Raw genomic sequence first — 16,483 nt, forward strand, 5'->3', positions numbered from 1 at the left:
CTTAGGCAGTGCTGGGGTGCCCCGCGGCGCCCGGAGTGGCACGATTAGAGCAGAGAAGCCTTGCGTAATTGGCGCGGGGCCTGCTGCTGATCCGAGGAGTCCGAAGTGCCCGTGGTCGACACACCCGTCACGCTCACCCCGTCCGATGCCGGGCTGACCGACGCCGAGGTGCACCGCATCCGCAACGACTTCCCGATCCTCGGCACCGAGGTCGACGGCAAGCCGCTCGTCTACCTCGACTCCGGCGCCACCTCCCAGAACCCGGTGAGCGTGATGGAGGCGGAGCAGGAGTTCTACGAGCAGCGCAACGCAGCCGTGCACCGCGGATCCCATACGCTCGCGGTCGACGCCACCGATGCCTACGAGGACGCCCGCGCCGCCGTCGCCCGGTTCATCGGCGCACGCACCGACGAACTGGTCTGGACCTCCAACGCCACCGAGGGCATCAACCTCGTCGCCTACGCGATGTCCAACGCGAGCCTCGGACGCGGGGAAGAGGCCGCACGTCGCTTCGCCCTCGGCCCCGGGGACCGCATCGTCGTCACGGAGATGGAACACCACGCCAACCTGATCCCCTGGCAGGAACTCGCGGCGCGCACGGGCGCCGAACTCCGCTTCATCCCCGTCGCCGACGACGGCACCCTGCGCCTCGAGGACGCTGCAGCCGTCATCACGTCGGCCACGAAGGTCGTGGCCTTCTCCCACGCCTCGAACGTCCTCGGCACCATCAACCCGGTGGCCGACCTCGTACGGCTCGCGCAGGGCGTCGGAGCCCTCACCCTGCTGGACGCCTGCCAGTCCGTGCCGCACCTGCCCGTCGACGTGAAGGCCCTGGACGTCGATTTCCTCGTGTTCTCCGGCCACAAGATGCTCGGGCCCACCGGCATCGGCGCCCTCTACGGGCGCAGGGAGCTGCTCAACGCCATGCCGCCCTTCCTGACGGGCGGCTCGATGATCACCACCGTGACCATGGAGCGGGCGGAGTACCTGTCCTCCCCGAACCGCTTCGAGGCCGGCACGCAGCGCATCTCCCAGGCGATCGCCCTCGGCGTCGCCGCGAACTACCTCGCCGAGACCGGCATGCAGCGCATCGAGGACTGGGAGGCGACGCTCGGGGAGCGCCTGGTGCGGGGACTCGGGGCCATCGAGGGCATCCGCGTCCTCGGGCCGGACGCCGGCGTCCCGCGCATCGGGCTGGCATCCTTCGACGTCGACGGCGTGCACGCCCACGACGTAGGGCAGTTCCTCGACGACAAGGGCATCGCCGTGCGCGTGGGCCACCACTGCGCGCAGCCGCTGCACCGCCGCCTCGGGCTCACCGCGACCACCCGCGCGAGCACCTACCTGTACACGACGACGGACGAGGTGGACGCGTTCCTGGACGCCGTCGCGCTGGTCCGTCCCTTCTTTGGAGCACACCGATGAGCACGGGCCTCGAACAGCTGTACCAGCAGATCATCCTCGACCACGCCAGGGCGCGACACGGCTCACCGTTGCGGGAGTACGACGGCGCGGGCCGCGCGGGCGAATCCCACCAGCTCAACCCGGTGTGCGGTGACGAGATCACCCTCCGTGCGGGCCTGGCCGACGGCGCCGTGACCTCCGTGAGCTGGGACGGCGCCGGGTGCGCCATCTCCATGGCGTCGGCCTCCGTGCTCACCGACCTGGTGCAGGGTCTGCCGCGGGACGAGGTGATCGCACTCGTGGACAGCTTCCGTGAGGTAATGCGCTCGCGCGGCAGGATCGAGGCGGACGAGGAGGTGCTCGGCGACGCCGCCGCGTTCTCCGGTGTCTCCCGCTTCCCGGCCCGGGTGAAGTGCGCCATGCTCGCATGGGTGGCCCTCGAGGAGTCACTGCTGGCGGCCAACGCCTGACAGGTCAGCCTGCGCCGCCGCCCGGTCAGCGCACCGGCTGCGGGATGCACATGCTGAAGCAGGACCCCACGCCCGGCTCGCTCGTCACGGAGATGGACCCGCCGTGCTCGCTGACGATGCTCTTGGTGATCAGCAGCCCCAACCCCACCCCCTGCACGGTGGAGGAACGCACCGACGAGGACCGGAAGAAGCGGTCGAAGACCTGATGCAGTTCCTCGGCGTCGATGCCGATCCCGGTGTCCTCCACGCGGACGGTCAGGCCGTCGTCGTCGAGCGCGGCGTCCAGCGTGACGCTGCCGCCGGTGCGGGTGTACTTGATCGCGTTGCTGAGCAGGTTGTCGACGGCCTGCGCGAGCCGCAGCGGGTCGGCCACGGCCTGCAGACTCGGCGGCGCGTGGTTCGTCAGCCCGACCCCCGCGCGGCCGGCCCGGACGGCGCTCGACGACGACGCCTCCGCCAGGATCCGGCCGACGTCCGTGGGCACGGGATGCACCTCGAACGTGCCCGCGTTGATCGCCAGCAGGTCCTCGACGAGCCGCTCCAGGCGCAGGGCGTTGCGCCGCGCCACCTGGAGGAAGCCGGCCACGCCCTCCGGCAGGTCGTCGCCCCGTTCGAGGCCGAGCTCGAGGTAGCCGAGGATCGATGTCAGGGGCGTCCGGAACTCGTGGGAGACGTTGGAGAGGAAGTCGTCCTTCGCATGCAGGGCGCGCAGCAGTTCGGTGACGTCGTTGAAGGACACGACGGTTCCGGCGAACGCGCCGTCGTCGTCGTGCATGGAGCGTGAGGAGATGCTCATGGCACGCTGGGACCGTCCCGTGCCGGTCCACACCTGTTCGCCGTCGAGGTCCTCGCCGCCGATCGCACGGAGGACGGGGCGCTGGTCCGGCGGGACGGGCGTGACCCGGTCCTCGCCGAAGATCAGCAGCTCGGCCTCGGCGGGGTTGTCGTTGCCCGGCGGTGCCGCGACGGCGTGCCCTTCGCGCTGGCGGGCGTTCATGAGGATGTCGTGGCCGTCGGCGTCCACCGCGAGCACGCCCACGCTGACGGTGTCCAGGACCGTCCCGAGCAGCCGTTCGCGTGCCCGCCCGGCCGCCACGCTCTCCTCCAGGGCGGTCTGGGAGGACCGGAGTGCTGCCTGGCGCCGCCGGTTGTCCTTCGTCAGTTCGCTGACGAACCACGCGAGGCCGGTGAGCATGATCGGCAGCAGGATCGGGTCCAGCAGGGAATCGAGCGTCACCGGTCCGGGCTGGGCGAGGAGCGGGAGCCAGATGATCGCCAGGGCGGCGACGACGGTGACGGCGACGGCCACGACGGTCCGTACCCGGGAGGCGGCGATCCAGACCACGGGGAACGCCGCGAGCAGGCCGACGCCGGAGAGCGCCTCGCCCGCCGCCGCCCGCGCCAGGCCGATGGCCATGAAGTCCAGCAGGGGCATCAGGATGACCCAGCGGCTGGCGATCCTGGACCACGGCAGGGTGCAGCACAGCACCAGGACCGCGACGTTCAGCAACCAGCCGACCAGGAAGAGGGCGGTCGAATCCAGGGCTTCGCGCTGGGCGAGGCCCAGTCCCACCGTGAGCGTGAACGTGATGGTGAGGGCGAGTTCACTGAGGATGATGCGGCGGCGCCGGCTGAGGGCGCGTCGTATTCCGGGCCCCGCGCCGCGGATACTGCTTCGCGGCCGGCCGGTCTCCGTCATGGACCGATCCTAGTTGCCGCGCTCCTCGAAGACGTCCGGGATGCCGTCCGCGTCGGAGTCGATCTTCTCCTCTTCCTCCATCCGCCGGTAGTACCTGTTGCGGGCACGCAGCACCACGCTCGCGAGGAGCGCCGCCAGCAGGGACGCGGCGAGGATGCCGACCTTCGCGTGGTCGTCGTGCTTGCTACCGGCGCCGAAGCTGAGATCGTTCACCAGCAGCGAAACCGTGAAGCCCACGCCGGCGAGCATGCCGACGCCGAGCAGGTCCCACCAGCTCAGCCCCGGGTCGAGGTTCGCCCGGGTCGTGCGGGTCACGATGAACGTGGTCAGCAGGACGCCGATGGGCTTGCCGAGGACCAGGCCGAGCACGATCCCGATGAACACCGGGTCGGTGACCGCCGACAGGAACCCTGCGGCGCCTCCGATCGCCACACCGGCCGAGAAGAAGGCGAAGACCGGGACGGCGAAGCCCGTGGACAGCGGACGGAAGCGGTGCTCGAAGACCTCGGCGAGGCCGGGCTTGTTCGGGCGGGGCGGCAGGGTCTTCCCGTCGCGCTTGCGCAGCACCGGGACACAGAACCCGAGTAGGACGCCCGCAACCGTCGCATGGACGCCGGAGGCATGCATGAGGGCCCAGGTGGCGAAGCCGAGGGGGAGGAGGATGAGCCAGGGGCCGCGCGTGGTGCTGCCGAAGAACTTGGGTCGGCGCTGGGCGAGCAGCGCGAACAGCCCGAGGGGCAGGAGCATCCACAGCAGGTAGACGAAGCTGACGTCCTCGGAGTAGAAGAACGCGATGATCGCGATGGCGATGAGGTCGTCGACCACCGCGAGGGTCAGCAGGAAGACCCGCAGGGCCCCGGGCAGGTGCGAGCTGATGACCGCGAGCACGGCGAGCGCGAACGCGATGTCCGTCGCGGTGGGGATGGCCCAGCCGCGCAGGGTCGACGGGGAGGACAGGTTGACGGCCACGTAGATGAGCGCGGGCACGACGACGCCGCCGAAGGCCGCGGCCACGGGGACGATCGCCCGGCTGATCTGCCGGAGGTCGCCGGCCACGAACTCGCGTTTGAGCTCCAGCCCGACGAGGAAGAAGAACACCGCCAGGAGGCCGTCCGACGCCCACTTACCGACGGAGAGCTTCAGGTGCCACGGCTCGTAGCCGAACTCGAAATCACGGATCGCGAAGTAGGAGTCGGCGAACGGGGAGTTGGCCCAGATGATCGCGAGGCTCGCGGCGATCAGCAGGAGAATGCCGCCCACGGTCTCCTTCTGGAGGATCTCCGTGATGCGCAGGTACTCGGGGTAGCTGGAGCGCTGCAGGATCACCGACTGGTTCTTCGGATTCTTGGGATCCTTGGGATCCTTCGGGGACTCGTCGTGGGCCATCAGGTCTCCTGGGTGGGGGTGGCTGCGGTGGGGGTCGCTAGGCGACGAGCGTGCGTACGCCGATGACGGCGGTCGCGGCGCCGAGGATCATCGACGTGGAGATGAGCATCAGGTGCACCGTGAGGAATCGCGTGGCGGCACCGTTCTCGTCCCGGGCGCGCGGGTCCTTGAGGACGCGCCGCAGGAACGGCGGCCAGACGATGAGCGTCCAGACGCCGGCGAGGATCAGGATGAGGGCGAGGGGTGTGGGGAGCTGCATGGCGTGCGGGGATCCTTCGGGTCGGCGGGAAGGGAGCGTGACGCGTGGCCTTCGGTCAGCGGTTCTCGAGCCACTTCCGGGCCTCGACGGCCTGGACGTTCAGCGCCTTGCCGATCATCGGCTCGGCGGCGCCGGCGATCTTGCTCCCGAGGAACGGGATGGTCGAGGTGACGGTGCCCTGCAGGTCGACGACGGTGTCCGTGCCCTGGGTGATCAGGCGCTGGACGGCGGCGACGTTTAGCGGCACGCCCGCGACCGTCATCTCGAGCTTCGCCTCCCGTGAGCCGTCCGCGGACGGCGCGCTCCACTGCTCCGTCTGCGTGACGGAGAGGGTCTCGCCGACGAGCTTGCGGGCCATATCGGGGAGCTTGTCGCTGGGCATGGTGCGCACAGCCGTCAGGGTGAAGGGGCCCGAGGTGTCGCCGTCGACGACGAGGGACTCGAGGGACCCGCCGACGTACTCGCTCATGTGGCGGACGAAGGCCGCGTCCGTGAGCACGCCGAGCACCGTCCCGGTGTCGTAGGGGAGCGTGGTGGACGCGTTCAAAGCCATGGTTCCTCCGGAGGATGCGCGGGTGGGTGCCGCGTCGCGGCACGGTCAGGGGTCTCCGGTAATCCTACGGCCTGGCCCTCACGGGTGTGCCGCCGATTACAGGCCACGGGGAGCGTCGGTGGGGCTTGGTAGTGTGGCATCGTCCCCGGGAACGCGCCATGTTTTCGGGCTTTCGTGCTGTCGTCACCCCGTTCTGCCACGTTCACCCGTCCTTCACCGTCGCCCGAGGAGCCCCACCAGATGAGCCTGAACGGATTGCGCGCGGCGCTCGCCGAGGATGCGTCCTACGCCCGCGTGCGGACCAACGCATCACGCCCGGTCGACGAGCGCAGCGCGGACCTGCAGATCGGCGCCCCCGCCGGGATGCGCGCGCCCCTGATCGCCGAGATGGCCGACGGCCTCGACGCCGTCCCGGCCACCGGCGACGCGGGCAGCCCCGTGCCGGTGGTCCTGGCGATCACCGCGACGGGCCGCGAGGCCGAGGACCTCGCGGCGGCCCTGCGCAGCTACCTGCCGGAGAGCGCCATCGAGGAGTTCCCCAGCTGGGAGACCCTCCCGCACGAGCGGCTGTCGCCGCGCTCCGACACCGTGGGCCGGCGCCTGTCGGTGCTGCGCCGGCTCGCCCACCCGGAGGGGAGCCCCGTCCGGGTCATCACCGCGCCCATCCGCGCGGTCGTGCAGCCGCTCGTCGCCGGTCTCGGGGACCTCGAACCGGTGTCGCTGAAGGTCGGTGACGAGATCGCCTTCTCCGACGTCGTTCGGGCCCTCTCTGACGCCGCGTACGCACGCGTGGACATGGTCACGCACCGCGGGGAGTTCGCGGTCCGCGGCGGCATCATCGATGTCTTCCCGCCCACCGAGGACCACCCCGTCCGCGTGGATTTCTTCGGCGACGAGGTGGACCAGATGCGCTGGTTCGCCGTCGCCGACCAGCGCTCCCTCACCTCCGGCGAACCGCCGACCGCCCTCTACGCCCCGCCCTGCCGGGAGATCCTCATCACCCCCTCGGTGATGTCCCGGGCCGCGAAGCTGCAGGCCGAGCTGCCCGCCGCCGCGGCCATGCTGGAGAAGATCGCCGGCGGGATCGCCGTCGAGGGCATGGAGTCCCTGGCCCCCGTGCTCGTCGACGCGATGGTGCCGTTCCTCGGCGAACTGCCGTCCGGCTCCATCGCCGTCGTCCTCGAACCCGAGAAGGTCCGTACCCGGGCGCACGATCTCGCGGCGACCAACGAGGAATTCCTCGCGGCCGCGTGGTCGACGGCGTCCGACGGCGGCGCCGCACCGCTGGACCTCGGCGGCGCCCTCGGTGCCGACCTGCAGGAGGCGAGCTTCCGCTCCCTCGCCGACACGCGGTCCACGGCGCTCGCCCACGCGGTGGCCTGGTGGGGCATCACGTCCTTCGGGGCCGACGAGGAACTGGCCGACGTCGACAGCTTCTCGCTGCACGCCCGCGAGCCGCGCGGCTACCAGGGCGACGTCGCCGAGATGATGGACTTCATCGGCGGGCGCGTCCGCGACCAGTGGCGCGTCGTCGTCGCCACGGAGGGCCCCGGACCGGCGCAGCGCCTCGCGGAGCTCTTCCACGACAACGACATCCCCACGAGCCGCGTCGACACCCTCGACGCCGCCCCGCAGCCGGGCATCATCGAGATCACGACGGCGTGCGCCGGCCGCGGCTTCGTGGTGGACGGCCTCAAGCTGGGCCTGCTCACGGAGGCCGACCTCCTCGGCCGCACGAGCGCCTCGGGGACGCGCGACATGCGCAAGATGCCCTCGCGGCGCCGCAACGCCGTCGACCCCCTGCAGCTCAAGGAGGGCGACTTCGTGGTCCACGAGCAGCACGGCGTCGCGAAGTTCGTCGAACTGCTGCAGCGCTCCACCGGGGCGGGACCCACCCGGACCACGCGCGAGTACCTCGTGCTCGAGTACGCGCCGTCCAAGCGCGGCGCCCCCGGCGACCGCCTCTTCGTGCCCACCGACCAGCTGGACCAGGTGACACGCTATGTGGGCGGCGATGCCCCGGTGCTGAGCAAGATGGGCGGCTCCGACTGGAGCAAGACCAAGAACCAGGCCCGCAAGGCCGTCAAGGAGATCGCCGTCGAGCTCATCCGCCTCTACTCCGCACGCATGGCGTCCAAGGGCTACGCGTTCGGCCCGGACACGCCCTGGCAGCGTGAACTCGAGGAGGCGTTCCCGTACGTCGAGACCCCCGACCAGCTGACCACCATCAACGAGGTCAAGGCGGACATGGAGCGCGAGGTCCCCATGGACCGGCTCGTCTCCGGCGACGTGGGCTACGGCAAGACGGAGATCGCGGTCCGCGCCGCGTTCAAGGCCGTGCAGGACGGCAAGCAGGTGGCGGTACTCGTCCCCACCACGCTGCTGGTGCAGCAGCACTTCGAGACGTTCTCCGAGCGGTTCTCCGGCTTCCCGGTCCGCGTCCGCGCCCTCTCCCGGTTCCAGACGGCCAAGGAGTCGCGGGAGACGGCGGCGGGCCTCACCTCGGGGGCGGTCGACGTCGTCATCGGCACGCACCGCCTGCTGTCGAAGGAGATCGCGTTCAAGGATCTCGGGCTCGTGATCGTGGACGAGGAGCAGCGCTTCGGCGTGGAACACAAGGAGGCGCTGAAGAAGATGCGCACCAACGTGGACGTCCTCGCGATGAGCGCCACGCCCATCCCGCGCACGCTCGAGATGTCACTGACCGGCATCCGCGAGACCTCCACGCTCGCCACGCCGCCGGAGGAACGCCACCCGGTCCTCACCTACGTGGGCCCTTACACCCACAAGCAGGCCTCGGCCGCCATCCGGCGGGAACTGATGCGCGAGGGCCAGGTGTTCTTCGTGCACAACCGTGTCTCGTCGATCGACCGCACCGCCGCGCAGCTCAGGGAGCTCGTGCCCGAGGCCCGCGTAGCCGTGGCGCACGGCCAGATGACGGAGTCCCGGCTCGAGCAGATCATCGTGGACTTCTGGGAGAAGCGGTTCGACGTCCTCGTCTGCACGACGATCATCGAGACGGGCCTGGACATCTCAAACGCGAACACCCTCATCGTGGACCGTGCCGACTCCTACGGGCTGTCCCAGCTCCACCAGCTCCGCGGCCGGGTGGGCCGTGGGCGGGAGCGGGCCTACGCCTACTTCCTGTACCCGTCGGAGAAGCCGCTCGGCGAGGTCGCGCTCGAGCGCCTCAAGGCGGTGGCGTCCCACAACGAGCTGGGCGCGGGCATGCAGCTGGCCATGAAGGACCTCGAGATCCGCGGTGCAGGCAACATGCTGGGCGGCGAGCAGTCCGGGCACATCCAGGGCGTCGGGTTCGACCTCTACATCCGGCTGGTCGGCGAAGCCGTCGCGAGCTTCCGCGGGGAGGCCGAGGAGAAGGCGGCGGAGATGAAGATCGAGCTGCCGATCAACGCGCACCTGCCGCACGACTACGTGCCGGGGGAGCGGCTCCGCCTCGAGGCCTACCGGAAGCTCGCCTCCGCCGTCACGGACGAGGCGATCGACGCCGTCGTCGCCGAGCTCGACGACCGCTACGGCGAGCCGCCCGCGGCCGTGGAGAACCTCATCTCCGTGGCGCGCTTCCGGGTGGCCGCCCGGGCCCTCGGCCTCACGGACGTGGCGCTGCAGGGTAACTTCATCAAGTTCGCGCCCGCGGACCTGCCGGAGTCCAAGCAGATGCGCCTGATGCGGATGTACCCGGGCGCCGCAGTGAAGCCCGCACTGAACGCGGTGCTGGTCCCGAAGCCGAAGACGGCGAGGATCGGCGGCCGCGACCTCGTGGACGCCGACATCCTGGACTGGGCGAAGAACGTGCTCGATTCGGTGTTCACCGCATAGCGGCCCGACCAACGCAGGAGGCCGTCCTCTTCGGGGGACGGCCTCCTGCGTTCGTCGGGCGGCGCTGGGGCGCCGTCGTCTTCGTCGTCGTCGTTACGAGCTGACGGCGGCGGAGGTCGACTTCTCGTCCGTCTGCTTGCCCTCGGCGAGGTTGTAACCGGTGTCCGAGCGGCCCATGATGCCCTGGGGGATGAAGAACGCGAGGAACGAGATGATCACGATGGCGGCCATCGGCCAGACGGTCTCCAGGGTCAGCCAGTTGAGCAGGTAGATGCCCAGCAGGAAGGCGCCGAAGATGACCGCGAACACCACGATGTTCTCGACGAGGTGGCCCTCGCCGGCGTGGGAGGGCTGCTTCGCGGCGGTGGCTTCGTGTGACATTGGGTCTCCTTGACTGCGTTCGTGCGTGCCGGGTCTACTGCTGGATGTGCTGGTGGATCTGGTGCTGCTCGGGCCGCGGGCCGGCATCCTGGTGGTCAGTAGCCTTCGGCGCCCTGTTCACCCTTAACGATAGCGACTCCCGAGCTCGCCCCGATACGCGTCGCCCCGGCGTCGATCATGGCGCGCGCGTCCTCGAGGGACCGTACCCCTCCCGAGGCCTTCACGCCGAGATCCGGGCCCACGGTCTTCCGCATCAGGGCGACGTCCTCGACCGTCGCGCCGCCGCCGTTGAAGCCGGTGGACGTCTTCACGAAGTCCGCGCCCGCCTCGACGGCCGCCTCGCAGGCGAGGACCTTCTGCTCGTCGGTGAGCAGGGAGGTCTCGATGATGACCTTGAGGATGGCGCCGTGCTCGTGGACGGCGTCCGCGACCGCGAGGATGTCCTGCACCAGCAGGTCGCGGTCCCCGGCACGTGCCGCGGCGATGTTGATGACCATGTCGATCTCGTCGGCGCCGTCGGCCACGGCACCGCGCGCCTCCAGGACCTTGATCTCGGTGGTGGTGGCGCCGAGCGGGAACCCGACGACGGAGCAGGTGAGGACACCGGTGTCCTTCACCGCCGTGCGCACGGTACTGACCCAGACCGGATTCACGCAGACCGACTTGAACGAGTACTCGACGGCCTCGCGGCACACGGTGAGGATCTGCTCACGGCTGGCGTCCGGCTTCAGGAGGGTGTGGTCGATGAACGTGGCGAGGGATACGTCGTTAGGCATGCTCCCCATCTTTCCATGTCGTGCTGAGCGGTCGTGCGCCACTCCCGTGGGGATCTAGAGGCCGAGGGCCGCGGCGACGTCCTGCTTGACCGCCTCGAGGCGCACGCGGGCGCCCTCCTTCGCCTCACCGAGCCCGGCAGCGGACCCGACCGGCTCCACCACCTCGAGGTAGCACTTCAGTTTCGGTTCCGTGCCGCTGGGCCGGATGATGACCCGGGTCCCGTCCTGCGTGAGATAGAGGAGGCCGTCGGTCGGCGGCAGGTTCGCGGAGCCCTCGGCGAGGTCCTCGGCCACGGCCACGGGGGAGCCGGCGAAGGACGACGGCGGGGCCTGCCGCAGCCGGCCCATCATGTCCCCGAGCAGGGGGAGGCTCTCCACGCGCACCGAGAGCTGGTCCGCGGCATGCAGGCCGTGTTCCAGGAAGGCGTCGTCGAGCAGGTCGAAGAGGGTGCGGCCGGCGGCCTTCGTCGCGGCGGCGAGTTCGGCGAGCAGCAGACCGGCGGACATGCCGTCCTTGTCCCGGACGAGCTCGGGCGCCACACAGTAGCCCAGGGCCTCCTCGTAGCCGAAGGAGAGGTCGTGGACGCGGGCGATCCACTTGAAGCCGGTGAGGGTCTGCCGGTGGTCGACGCCCGAGGCCGCCGCGATCCGGCCGAGCAGGCGGGAGGAGACGATCGAGTTCGCGAAGACGGCGGGCCGCGGGGCGCCGGCGGCCGTGTCGGTCGATGAGGCGAGGCGCGCCGCGAGGTGCAGGCCGAGCAGCGTGCCCACCTCGTCACCGCGCAGCATGCGCCATGTGCCCGCGGGTTCGCGGGCCGCGAGTGCCACGCGGTCGGCGTCGGGGTCGTTCGCGATCACGAGGTCCGCGCCGACCTGCGCCGCGGTCTCGAGGGCGAGGTCCAGGGCGCCGGGCTCCTCCGGATTGGGGAACGCGACGGTGGGGAAGTCGGGGTCGGGCTCGGCCTGGCGTTCGACGGCGGTGACGTCGTCGAAACCCGCGGTCGCCAGGACCGCCGTGGCCGTCCGGCCGCCGACGCCGTGCAGCGGCGTGAGGACGATCTTCAGGTCGCGGTCGGTCAGGGCCGGATCGGCGAGGGCGGCGACGGCCGCCACGTAGTCGGCCTCGATGGAGTCCGGGAGGATCGTCCAGCCGGAGGCCGCGAGCGGGATGTCCCGGACCGCGGCGATGTGGGCGGCGATCCCGGCGTCGTGCGGGGCCACGATCTGGACGCCGCGGGCGTCCTCCTCGACGGCGCGCCCACCGAGGTAGACCTTGTACCCGTTGTCCTGCGGCGGGTTGTGGCTCGCGGTGACCATGATGCCCACCTCGCAGCGGAGGGCGCGGATCGCGTAGGCGAGCACCGGCGTCGGCAGTTCACGGGGCATGAGGAACGTCTCGAGGCCGGCGGCGGTGAGGATGGCCGCGGTCTCCTCGGCGAAGATGCGCGAGTTGTGGCGGGCGTCGAACCCGACGACGGCGCGCGGGGTGTAGGCACCGGCGGCGAGGTCCAGCGCGTGGGCGGCGACCCCGGCGGCGGCCCTGCGGACCACGACGCGGTTCATGCGGTTGGGGCCCGCGCCGAGGGCCGCGCGCAGCCCCGCGGTGCCGAACAGGAGCGGACCGGAGAAGCTGTCCCGCAGTTCCTGCTCCGCGTCGGTGTCGCCGGCGCGCACCTGCCCGGTGAGCGTCCCGAGCTCCTCCGCCGTCCGCGGATCCGGGTCGGCGTCCGCCCAGGCGTCAGCGGCGGCGAGGAGGGTGTCCAGTGCGGGGGTGGTCATGCGGGTCCCTTACGTGGGTCGGCGGCGGACGGAGGGGCGGCCGGGAGGCTGCGGGCGGGCTGCGGGGTTGCGGCTAGAGCGCGGCGACGATGTCGGCGAGCAGGCGGGAGATGCGGGGGCCCGCCGCCTGGCCGGCCTCGAGGACCTCGGTGTGGCTGAGCGGGACGGGACTGATCCCCGCCGCGAGGTTCGTCACGAGGGAGAGGCCGAAGACCTCCATGCCGGCGTGCCGGGCCGCGATGGCCTCGAGCGCCGTGGACATGCCCACGAGGTCCGCGCCGATGCGCCTGGCGTACTGCACCTCGGCGGGGGTCTCGTAGTGGGGGCCTGTGAACTGCGCGTACACGCCCTCCTCGAGGGTGGGGTCTACGCTGCGGGCCAGCTCGCGCAGGCGCGGGGAGTAGAGGTCCGTGAGGTCCACGAACGTCGCACCCTCGAGCGGCGAGGTGGCCGTCAGGTTGATGTGGTCGCTGATCAGCACCGGGGTGCCGGGCTGCCAGTGCTCCTGCAGGCCCCCGCACCCGTTGGTGAGGATCATCGTCGTCGCGCCCGTCGCGGCCGCGGTGCGGACGCCGTGCACGACGGCCCGCACCCCCTTGCCCTCGTAGAAGTGCGTGCGGGCCCCGAGAACCAGCGCGCGCTTCCCGGCGGGCGTGAGGACCGAGCGGATGGTGCCGGTGTGGCCGACGACGGCGGGCGCCGAGAAGCCGGGGATGTCCGCGGCGTCGAGGGTGTGCGTGGTCTCGCCGATCAGCTCGGCCGCCTCCCCCCAACCCGATCCGAGGACGAGGGCGGTGTCGTGCCGGTCGATGCCGGTGGCTCGTGCGATGTGGCCGGCAGCGTCGCGGGCCAGGTCAAGGGGATCAGAAGTCACCGCTACAACTTACCCCCTATTTCCCGCGCGTCAGTGGCATGCGCGATGATGGGACGGTGACCAACCAACTCGATTTCAGTTCATTGCGCCTGGCGATCCTGGGCGGCGGACCCGGCGGCTACGAGGCGGCGCTGGTCGCGGCGTCCCTCGGCGCGAAGGTGACCATCGTGGAGCGCCAGGGACTCGGCGGGTCGGCGGTCCTCACGGACGTCGTGCCGTCCAAGACCCTCATCGCGACGGCGGACACCATGACGCGCTTCACGGACGCGAGCGGGCTCGGCGTCCGGTTCTCCGAGGACAGCAAGGTCTACGCAGATCTGGACAAGGTCAACCAGCGGCTCCTCAAGCTCGCCGTCGAGCAGTCCTCCGACATCCGGGCCACCCTGGAACGCCTCGGCGTGCGCGTGATCATCGGCACCGGCAAGCTGCTCGACAACCACCGGCTCGAGGTCACCTCGGAGGGCGGGACGAGCATCGTCGAGGCCGACGCCGTGCTCCTCGCGGTCGGTGCCACGCCGCGCGAACTGCCGACCGCCATGCCCGACGGCGAACGCATCTTCAACTGGACGCAGCTCTACAACCTCCGGGAGATCCCCGACCACCTGATCGTCGTCGGATCGGGCGTCACCGGCGCGGAGTTCGCCAGCGCCTACAACGGCCTCGGCTCCAAGGTCACCCTGATCTCCAGCCGCGACCGCGTGCTGCCGGGTGAGGACGCCGACGCCGCCGAGGTCCTGGAGAGCGTGTTCAAGGACCGCGGCATGACCGTCCTGTCCAAGTCGCGGGCCGATGCGGTGGACCGCACGGACGACGGCGTGATCGTGCGCCTGGCGGACGGCCGGACCGTCGAGGGCAGCCACTGCCTCGTCGCCGTCGGCGCCGTCCCCAACACCGCCGGCATCGGCCTCGAGGACGCCGGGGTGGCCGTCAGCGACTCCGGGCACATCACCGTGGACGGCGTCTCCCGCACCACGGCGCCCAACGTGTACGCCGCCGGGGACTGCACCGGGGTCTTCGCGCTCGCCTCCGTGGCCGCGATGCAGGGCCGGATCGCCATCGCCCACCTGATGGGCGACTCCGTGAGTCCGATCAAGCTCAAGCAGGTCGCCTCGAACATCTTCACCTCCCCGGAGATCGCCACCGTCGGCGTGACGGAGGAGGACATCGAGTCCGGCCGGTACCAGGGGGACGTCGTCAAGCTCTCCCTGCACACCAACGCCCGGGCCAAGATGATGAACGTCAAGGACGGCTTCGTGAAGGTGATCTCCCGGAAGGGTTCCGGCACCGTCATCGGGGGCGTCGTCGTCGGCCCGCGGGCATCCGAGCTCATCTTCCCGCTGGCGCTCGCGGTGACGAAGAAGCTGCACGTGGACGACGTCGCCAACACGTTCACGGTGTACCCGTCGCTGACGGGGTCCATCTCCGAGGCGGCACGCCGCCTCCACGTGCACATCTGACCCCGGGCGGCGGGTTCCCGCTGTCCACATGGTGGACATACTTATCCACCTAGTGGACGCCGGTGATCAGATATTGGCATTCATCTGTTGCACGGACGCCGTGTTGCCGTGGCCACAGGCCCCTGCGGCTGCGTCTCGTTTCAAGAAAGCCAACGCCTATGACCTCCTCCACGTCCGCCAGTGCCGGCGGAACCACCAAGCCGCTGAACTCGCGGGGCAAGGTGATCTTCGCCAGCCTCATCGGCACGACGATCGAGTTCTACGACTTCTACATCTACGCCACGGCCGCGGTGCTGGTGTTCCCCGCCCTGTTCTTCCCGAACCAGACCTCCGCGAACCAGCTACTCAGCTCCTTCGCCGTCTTCGGCGTCGCGTTCGTCGCCCGGCCCCTCGGCTCCGTCGTCTTCGGCCACTTCGGCGACAAGATCGGGCGCAAGGCCACCCTCGTGGCGTCCCTGCTCACCATGGGCATCGCGACCTTCCTCATCGGCCTGCTCCCGGCGGCGACGACCGACGGCTGGGTGTTCCTGGCCCCGCTGCTGCTCGTGGTGCTGCGCTTCCTCCAGGGCCTCGCTCTCGGCGGCGAGTGGAGCGGTGCGGCCCTGCTGGCCACCGAGAACGCCCCCGAGGGCAAGCGGGCCATCTTCGGGACGTTCCCGCAGCTCGGCGCGCCCATCGGCTTCATCCTGGCCAACCTCCTGTTCGTCCTGCTGAGCACCGTCCTGACGCCCGAGGAGTTCCTCGAATGGGGCTGGCGCGTGCCGTTCCTCCTGAGCGCGGTCATGGTGATCGTCGGCCTCTACGTCCGGCTCAAGCTGATCGAGAGCGCGTCCTTCCAGAAGGTCCAGACCGAGGGCAAGGTCGTCAAGGTGCCGCTCGGCACCACGTTCCGCCTGCACTGGCGCGCCCTGATCCTCGGCACGTTCATCATGTTCGCGACCTACGTTCTCTTCTACTTCATGACCGCCTTCACCCTCACGTACGGGACCTCGCCGTCGAGCGTGGAGCAGGCGCGGGCCCGCGCCGAAGCCACCGGCAAGGAGTTCACCGACGCGCAGGCCGCGGCGTTCGTGCCCGGCCTGGGCATGGACCGCACCGACTTCCTCTGGATGCTGATCATCGGCGTCGTGTTCTTCGGCATCTTCACGCTCGTCTCCGGTCCGCTGGCCGAGCGCTTCGGCCGGCGCAAGATGCTCCTCGCGACCACCGTGGGCATCGCCGTCTTCGGACTCCTGTGGGCGCCCCTGTTCGGCGCGGGAACCGTGGGCGCCATGGCGCTGCTGATCATCGGCTTCATCCTCATGGGGCTCACCTTCGGCCCGATGGCCGCCGTGCTGCCCGAGCTCTTCCCCGCCAACGTCCGCTACACCGGCTCCGCGGTCGCCTACAACGTGTCGAGCATGATCGGCGCCGCTCCGGCCTCCTTCATCGCCGTCGCGCTGTGGCAGGCGGCGGGCGGAAGCACCGTGCTGGTCGGCGCCTACCTGACCGTAGCTGCGGTCGCCACCTTCATCGCGCTCTGGGTCTCCCGCGAGACCCGGGACAACGACTACGAGAACAACGTCGGCTGACCTGCTCCGATCGCCCGTCCGACGGCGCCGTACG

13 protein-coding genes are annotated in these 16,483 nt (G+C 70.5%); 5 read left to right on the top strand and 8 right to left on the bottom strand.

The window, feature by feature from the left end; translation table 11 throughout:
- Positions 1–105 precede the first annotated feature (105 nt).
- Both ACX80F_RS04615 and sufU read left to right on the top strand, forming a co-directional pair.
- Complete coding sequence (locus tag ACX80F_RS04615) at positions 106–1,425, top strand: aminotransferase class V-fold PLP-dependent enzyme (RefSeq protein ID WP_459335203.1); 1,320 nt, start codon at positions 106–108, stop codon at positions 1,423–1,425.
- Positions 1,422–1,874, top strand: coding sequence for a Fe-S cluster assembly sulfur transfer protein SufU (gene sufU, locus ACX80F_RS04620; RefSeq protein WP_459335204.1), 453 nt, complete (start codon positions 1,422–1,424; stop codon positions 1,872–1,874). Before ACX80F_RS04615 ends, sufU begins: the two co-directional genes overlap by 4 nt.
- 25 nt (positions 1,875–1,899) lie before the next feature.
- Here sufU and ACX80F_RS04625 read toward each other — a convergent pair whose 3' ends face one another.
- The 4 genes from ACX80F_RS04625 to ACX80F_RS04640 are packed head-to-tail and all read right to left on the bottom strand — an operon-like array spanning position 1,900 to position 5,771.
- A complete protein-coding gene (locus ACX80F_RS04625) occupies positions 1,900–3,573 on the bottom strand; it encodes a sensor histidine kinase (RefSeq protein ID WP_459335205.1) in 1,674 nt (557 codons plus the stop codon).
- A 9-nt stretch (positions 3,574–3,582) separates the two neighbouring features.
- On the bottom strand, positions 3,583–4,959 hold the full coding sequence (gene nhaA, locus ACX80F_RS04630) for a Na+/H+ antiporter NhaA (protein ID WP_459335206.1): 1,377 nt from the start codon (positions 4,957–4,959) through the stop codon (positions 3,583–3,585).
- Between the two features lie 37 nt (positions 4,960–4,996).
- Positions 4,997–5,218 (bottom strand): SCO4848 family membrane protein, encoded by a 222-nt coding sequence (locus ACX80F_RS04635; RefSeq protein ID WP_434992902.1) that lies wholly within the window; start codon positions 5,216–5,218, stop codon positions 4,997–4,999.
- Positions 5,219–5,273: 55 nt separating this feature from the next.
- Positions 5,274–5,771: a DUF2505 domain-containing protein gene (locus ACX80F_RS04640; RefSeq protein ID WP_459335207.1), complete on the bottom strand. Its 498-nt coding sequence runs from the start codon at positions 5,769–5,771 to the stop codon at positions 5,274–5,276.
- 240 nt (positions 5,772–6,011) lie between these two features.
- Between ACX80F_RS04640 and mfd the strand changes: the two genes are divergently transcribed.
- The gene (gene mfd / locus ACX80F_RS04645) at positions 6,012–9,611 is read left to right on the top strand and encodes a transcription-repair coupling factor (protein WP_459335208.1); all 3,600 of its coding nucleotides are present in this window, start codon (positions 6,012–6,014) and stop codon (positions 9,609–9,611) included.
- 93 nt (positions 9,612–9,704) lie between these two features.
- On the opposite strand, the gene ACX80F_RS04650 is transcribed toward mfd, so the two are convergent.
- From ACX80F_RS04650 to ACX80F_RS04665, 4 genes are all read right to left on the bottom strand, one after another.
- Entirely contained in the window at positions 9,705–9,992 is a 288-nt protein-coding gene (locus ACX80F_RS04650; protein WP_459335209.1) for a hypothetical protein, read from the bottom strand.
- Positions 9,993–10,087: 95 nt separating this feature from the next.
- Complete coding sequence (gene deoC, locus ACX80F_RS04655; protein WP_459335210.1) at positions 10,088–10,768, bottom strand: deoxyribose-phosphate aldolase; 681 nt, start codon at positions 10,766–10,768, stop codon at positions 10,088–10,090.
- Between the two features lie 54 nt (positions 10,769–10,822).
- The gene (locus ACX80F_RS04660; protein WP_459335211.1) at positions 10,823–12,547 is read right to left on the bottom strand and encodes a phospho-sugar mutase; all 1,725 of its coding nucleotides are present in this window, start codon (positions 12,545–12,547) and stop codon (positions 10,823–10,825) included.
- Positions 12,548–12,620: 73 nt separating this feature from the next.
- Positions 12,621–13,421: a purine-nucleoside phosphorylase gene (locus ACX80F_RS04665; protein WP_459335212.1), complete on the bottom strand. Its 801-nt coding sequence runs from the start codon at positions 13,419–13,421 to the stop codon at positions 12,621–12,623.
- A 56-nt stretch (positions 13,422–13,477) separates the two neighbouring features.
- Between ACX80F_RS04665 and ACX80F_RS04670 the strand changes: the two genes are divergently transcribed.
- Both ACX80F_RS04670 and ACX80F_RS04675 read left to right on the top strand, forming a co-directional pair.
- Positions 13,478–14,878: an NAD(P)H-quinone dehydrogenase gene (locus ACX80F_RS04670; RefSeq protein ID WP_459335213.1), complete on the top strand. Its 1,401-nt coding sequence runs from the start codon at positions 13,478–13,480 to the stop codon at positions 14,876–14,878.
- A gap of 158 nt (positions 14,879–15,036) precedes the next feature.
- A complete protein-coding gene (locus tag ACX80F_RS04675) occupies positions 15,037–16,449 on the top strand; it encodes an MFS transporter (RefSeq protein WP_459335214.1) in 1,413 nt (470 codons plus the stop codon).
- Positions 16,450–16,483 lie beyond the last annotated feature (34 nt).

It is taken from the genome of Arthrobacter sp. TMS2-4 (assembly GCF_054511075.1).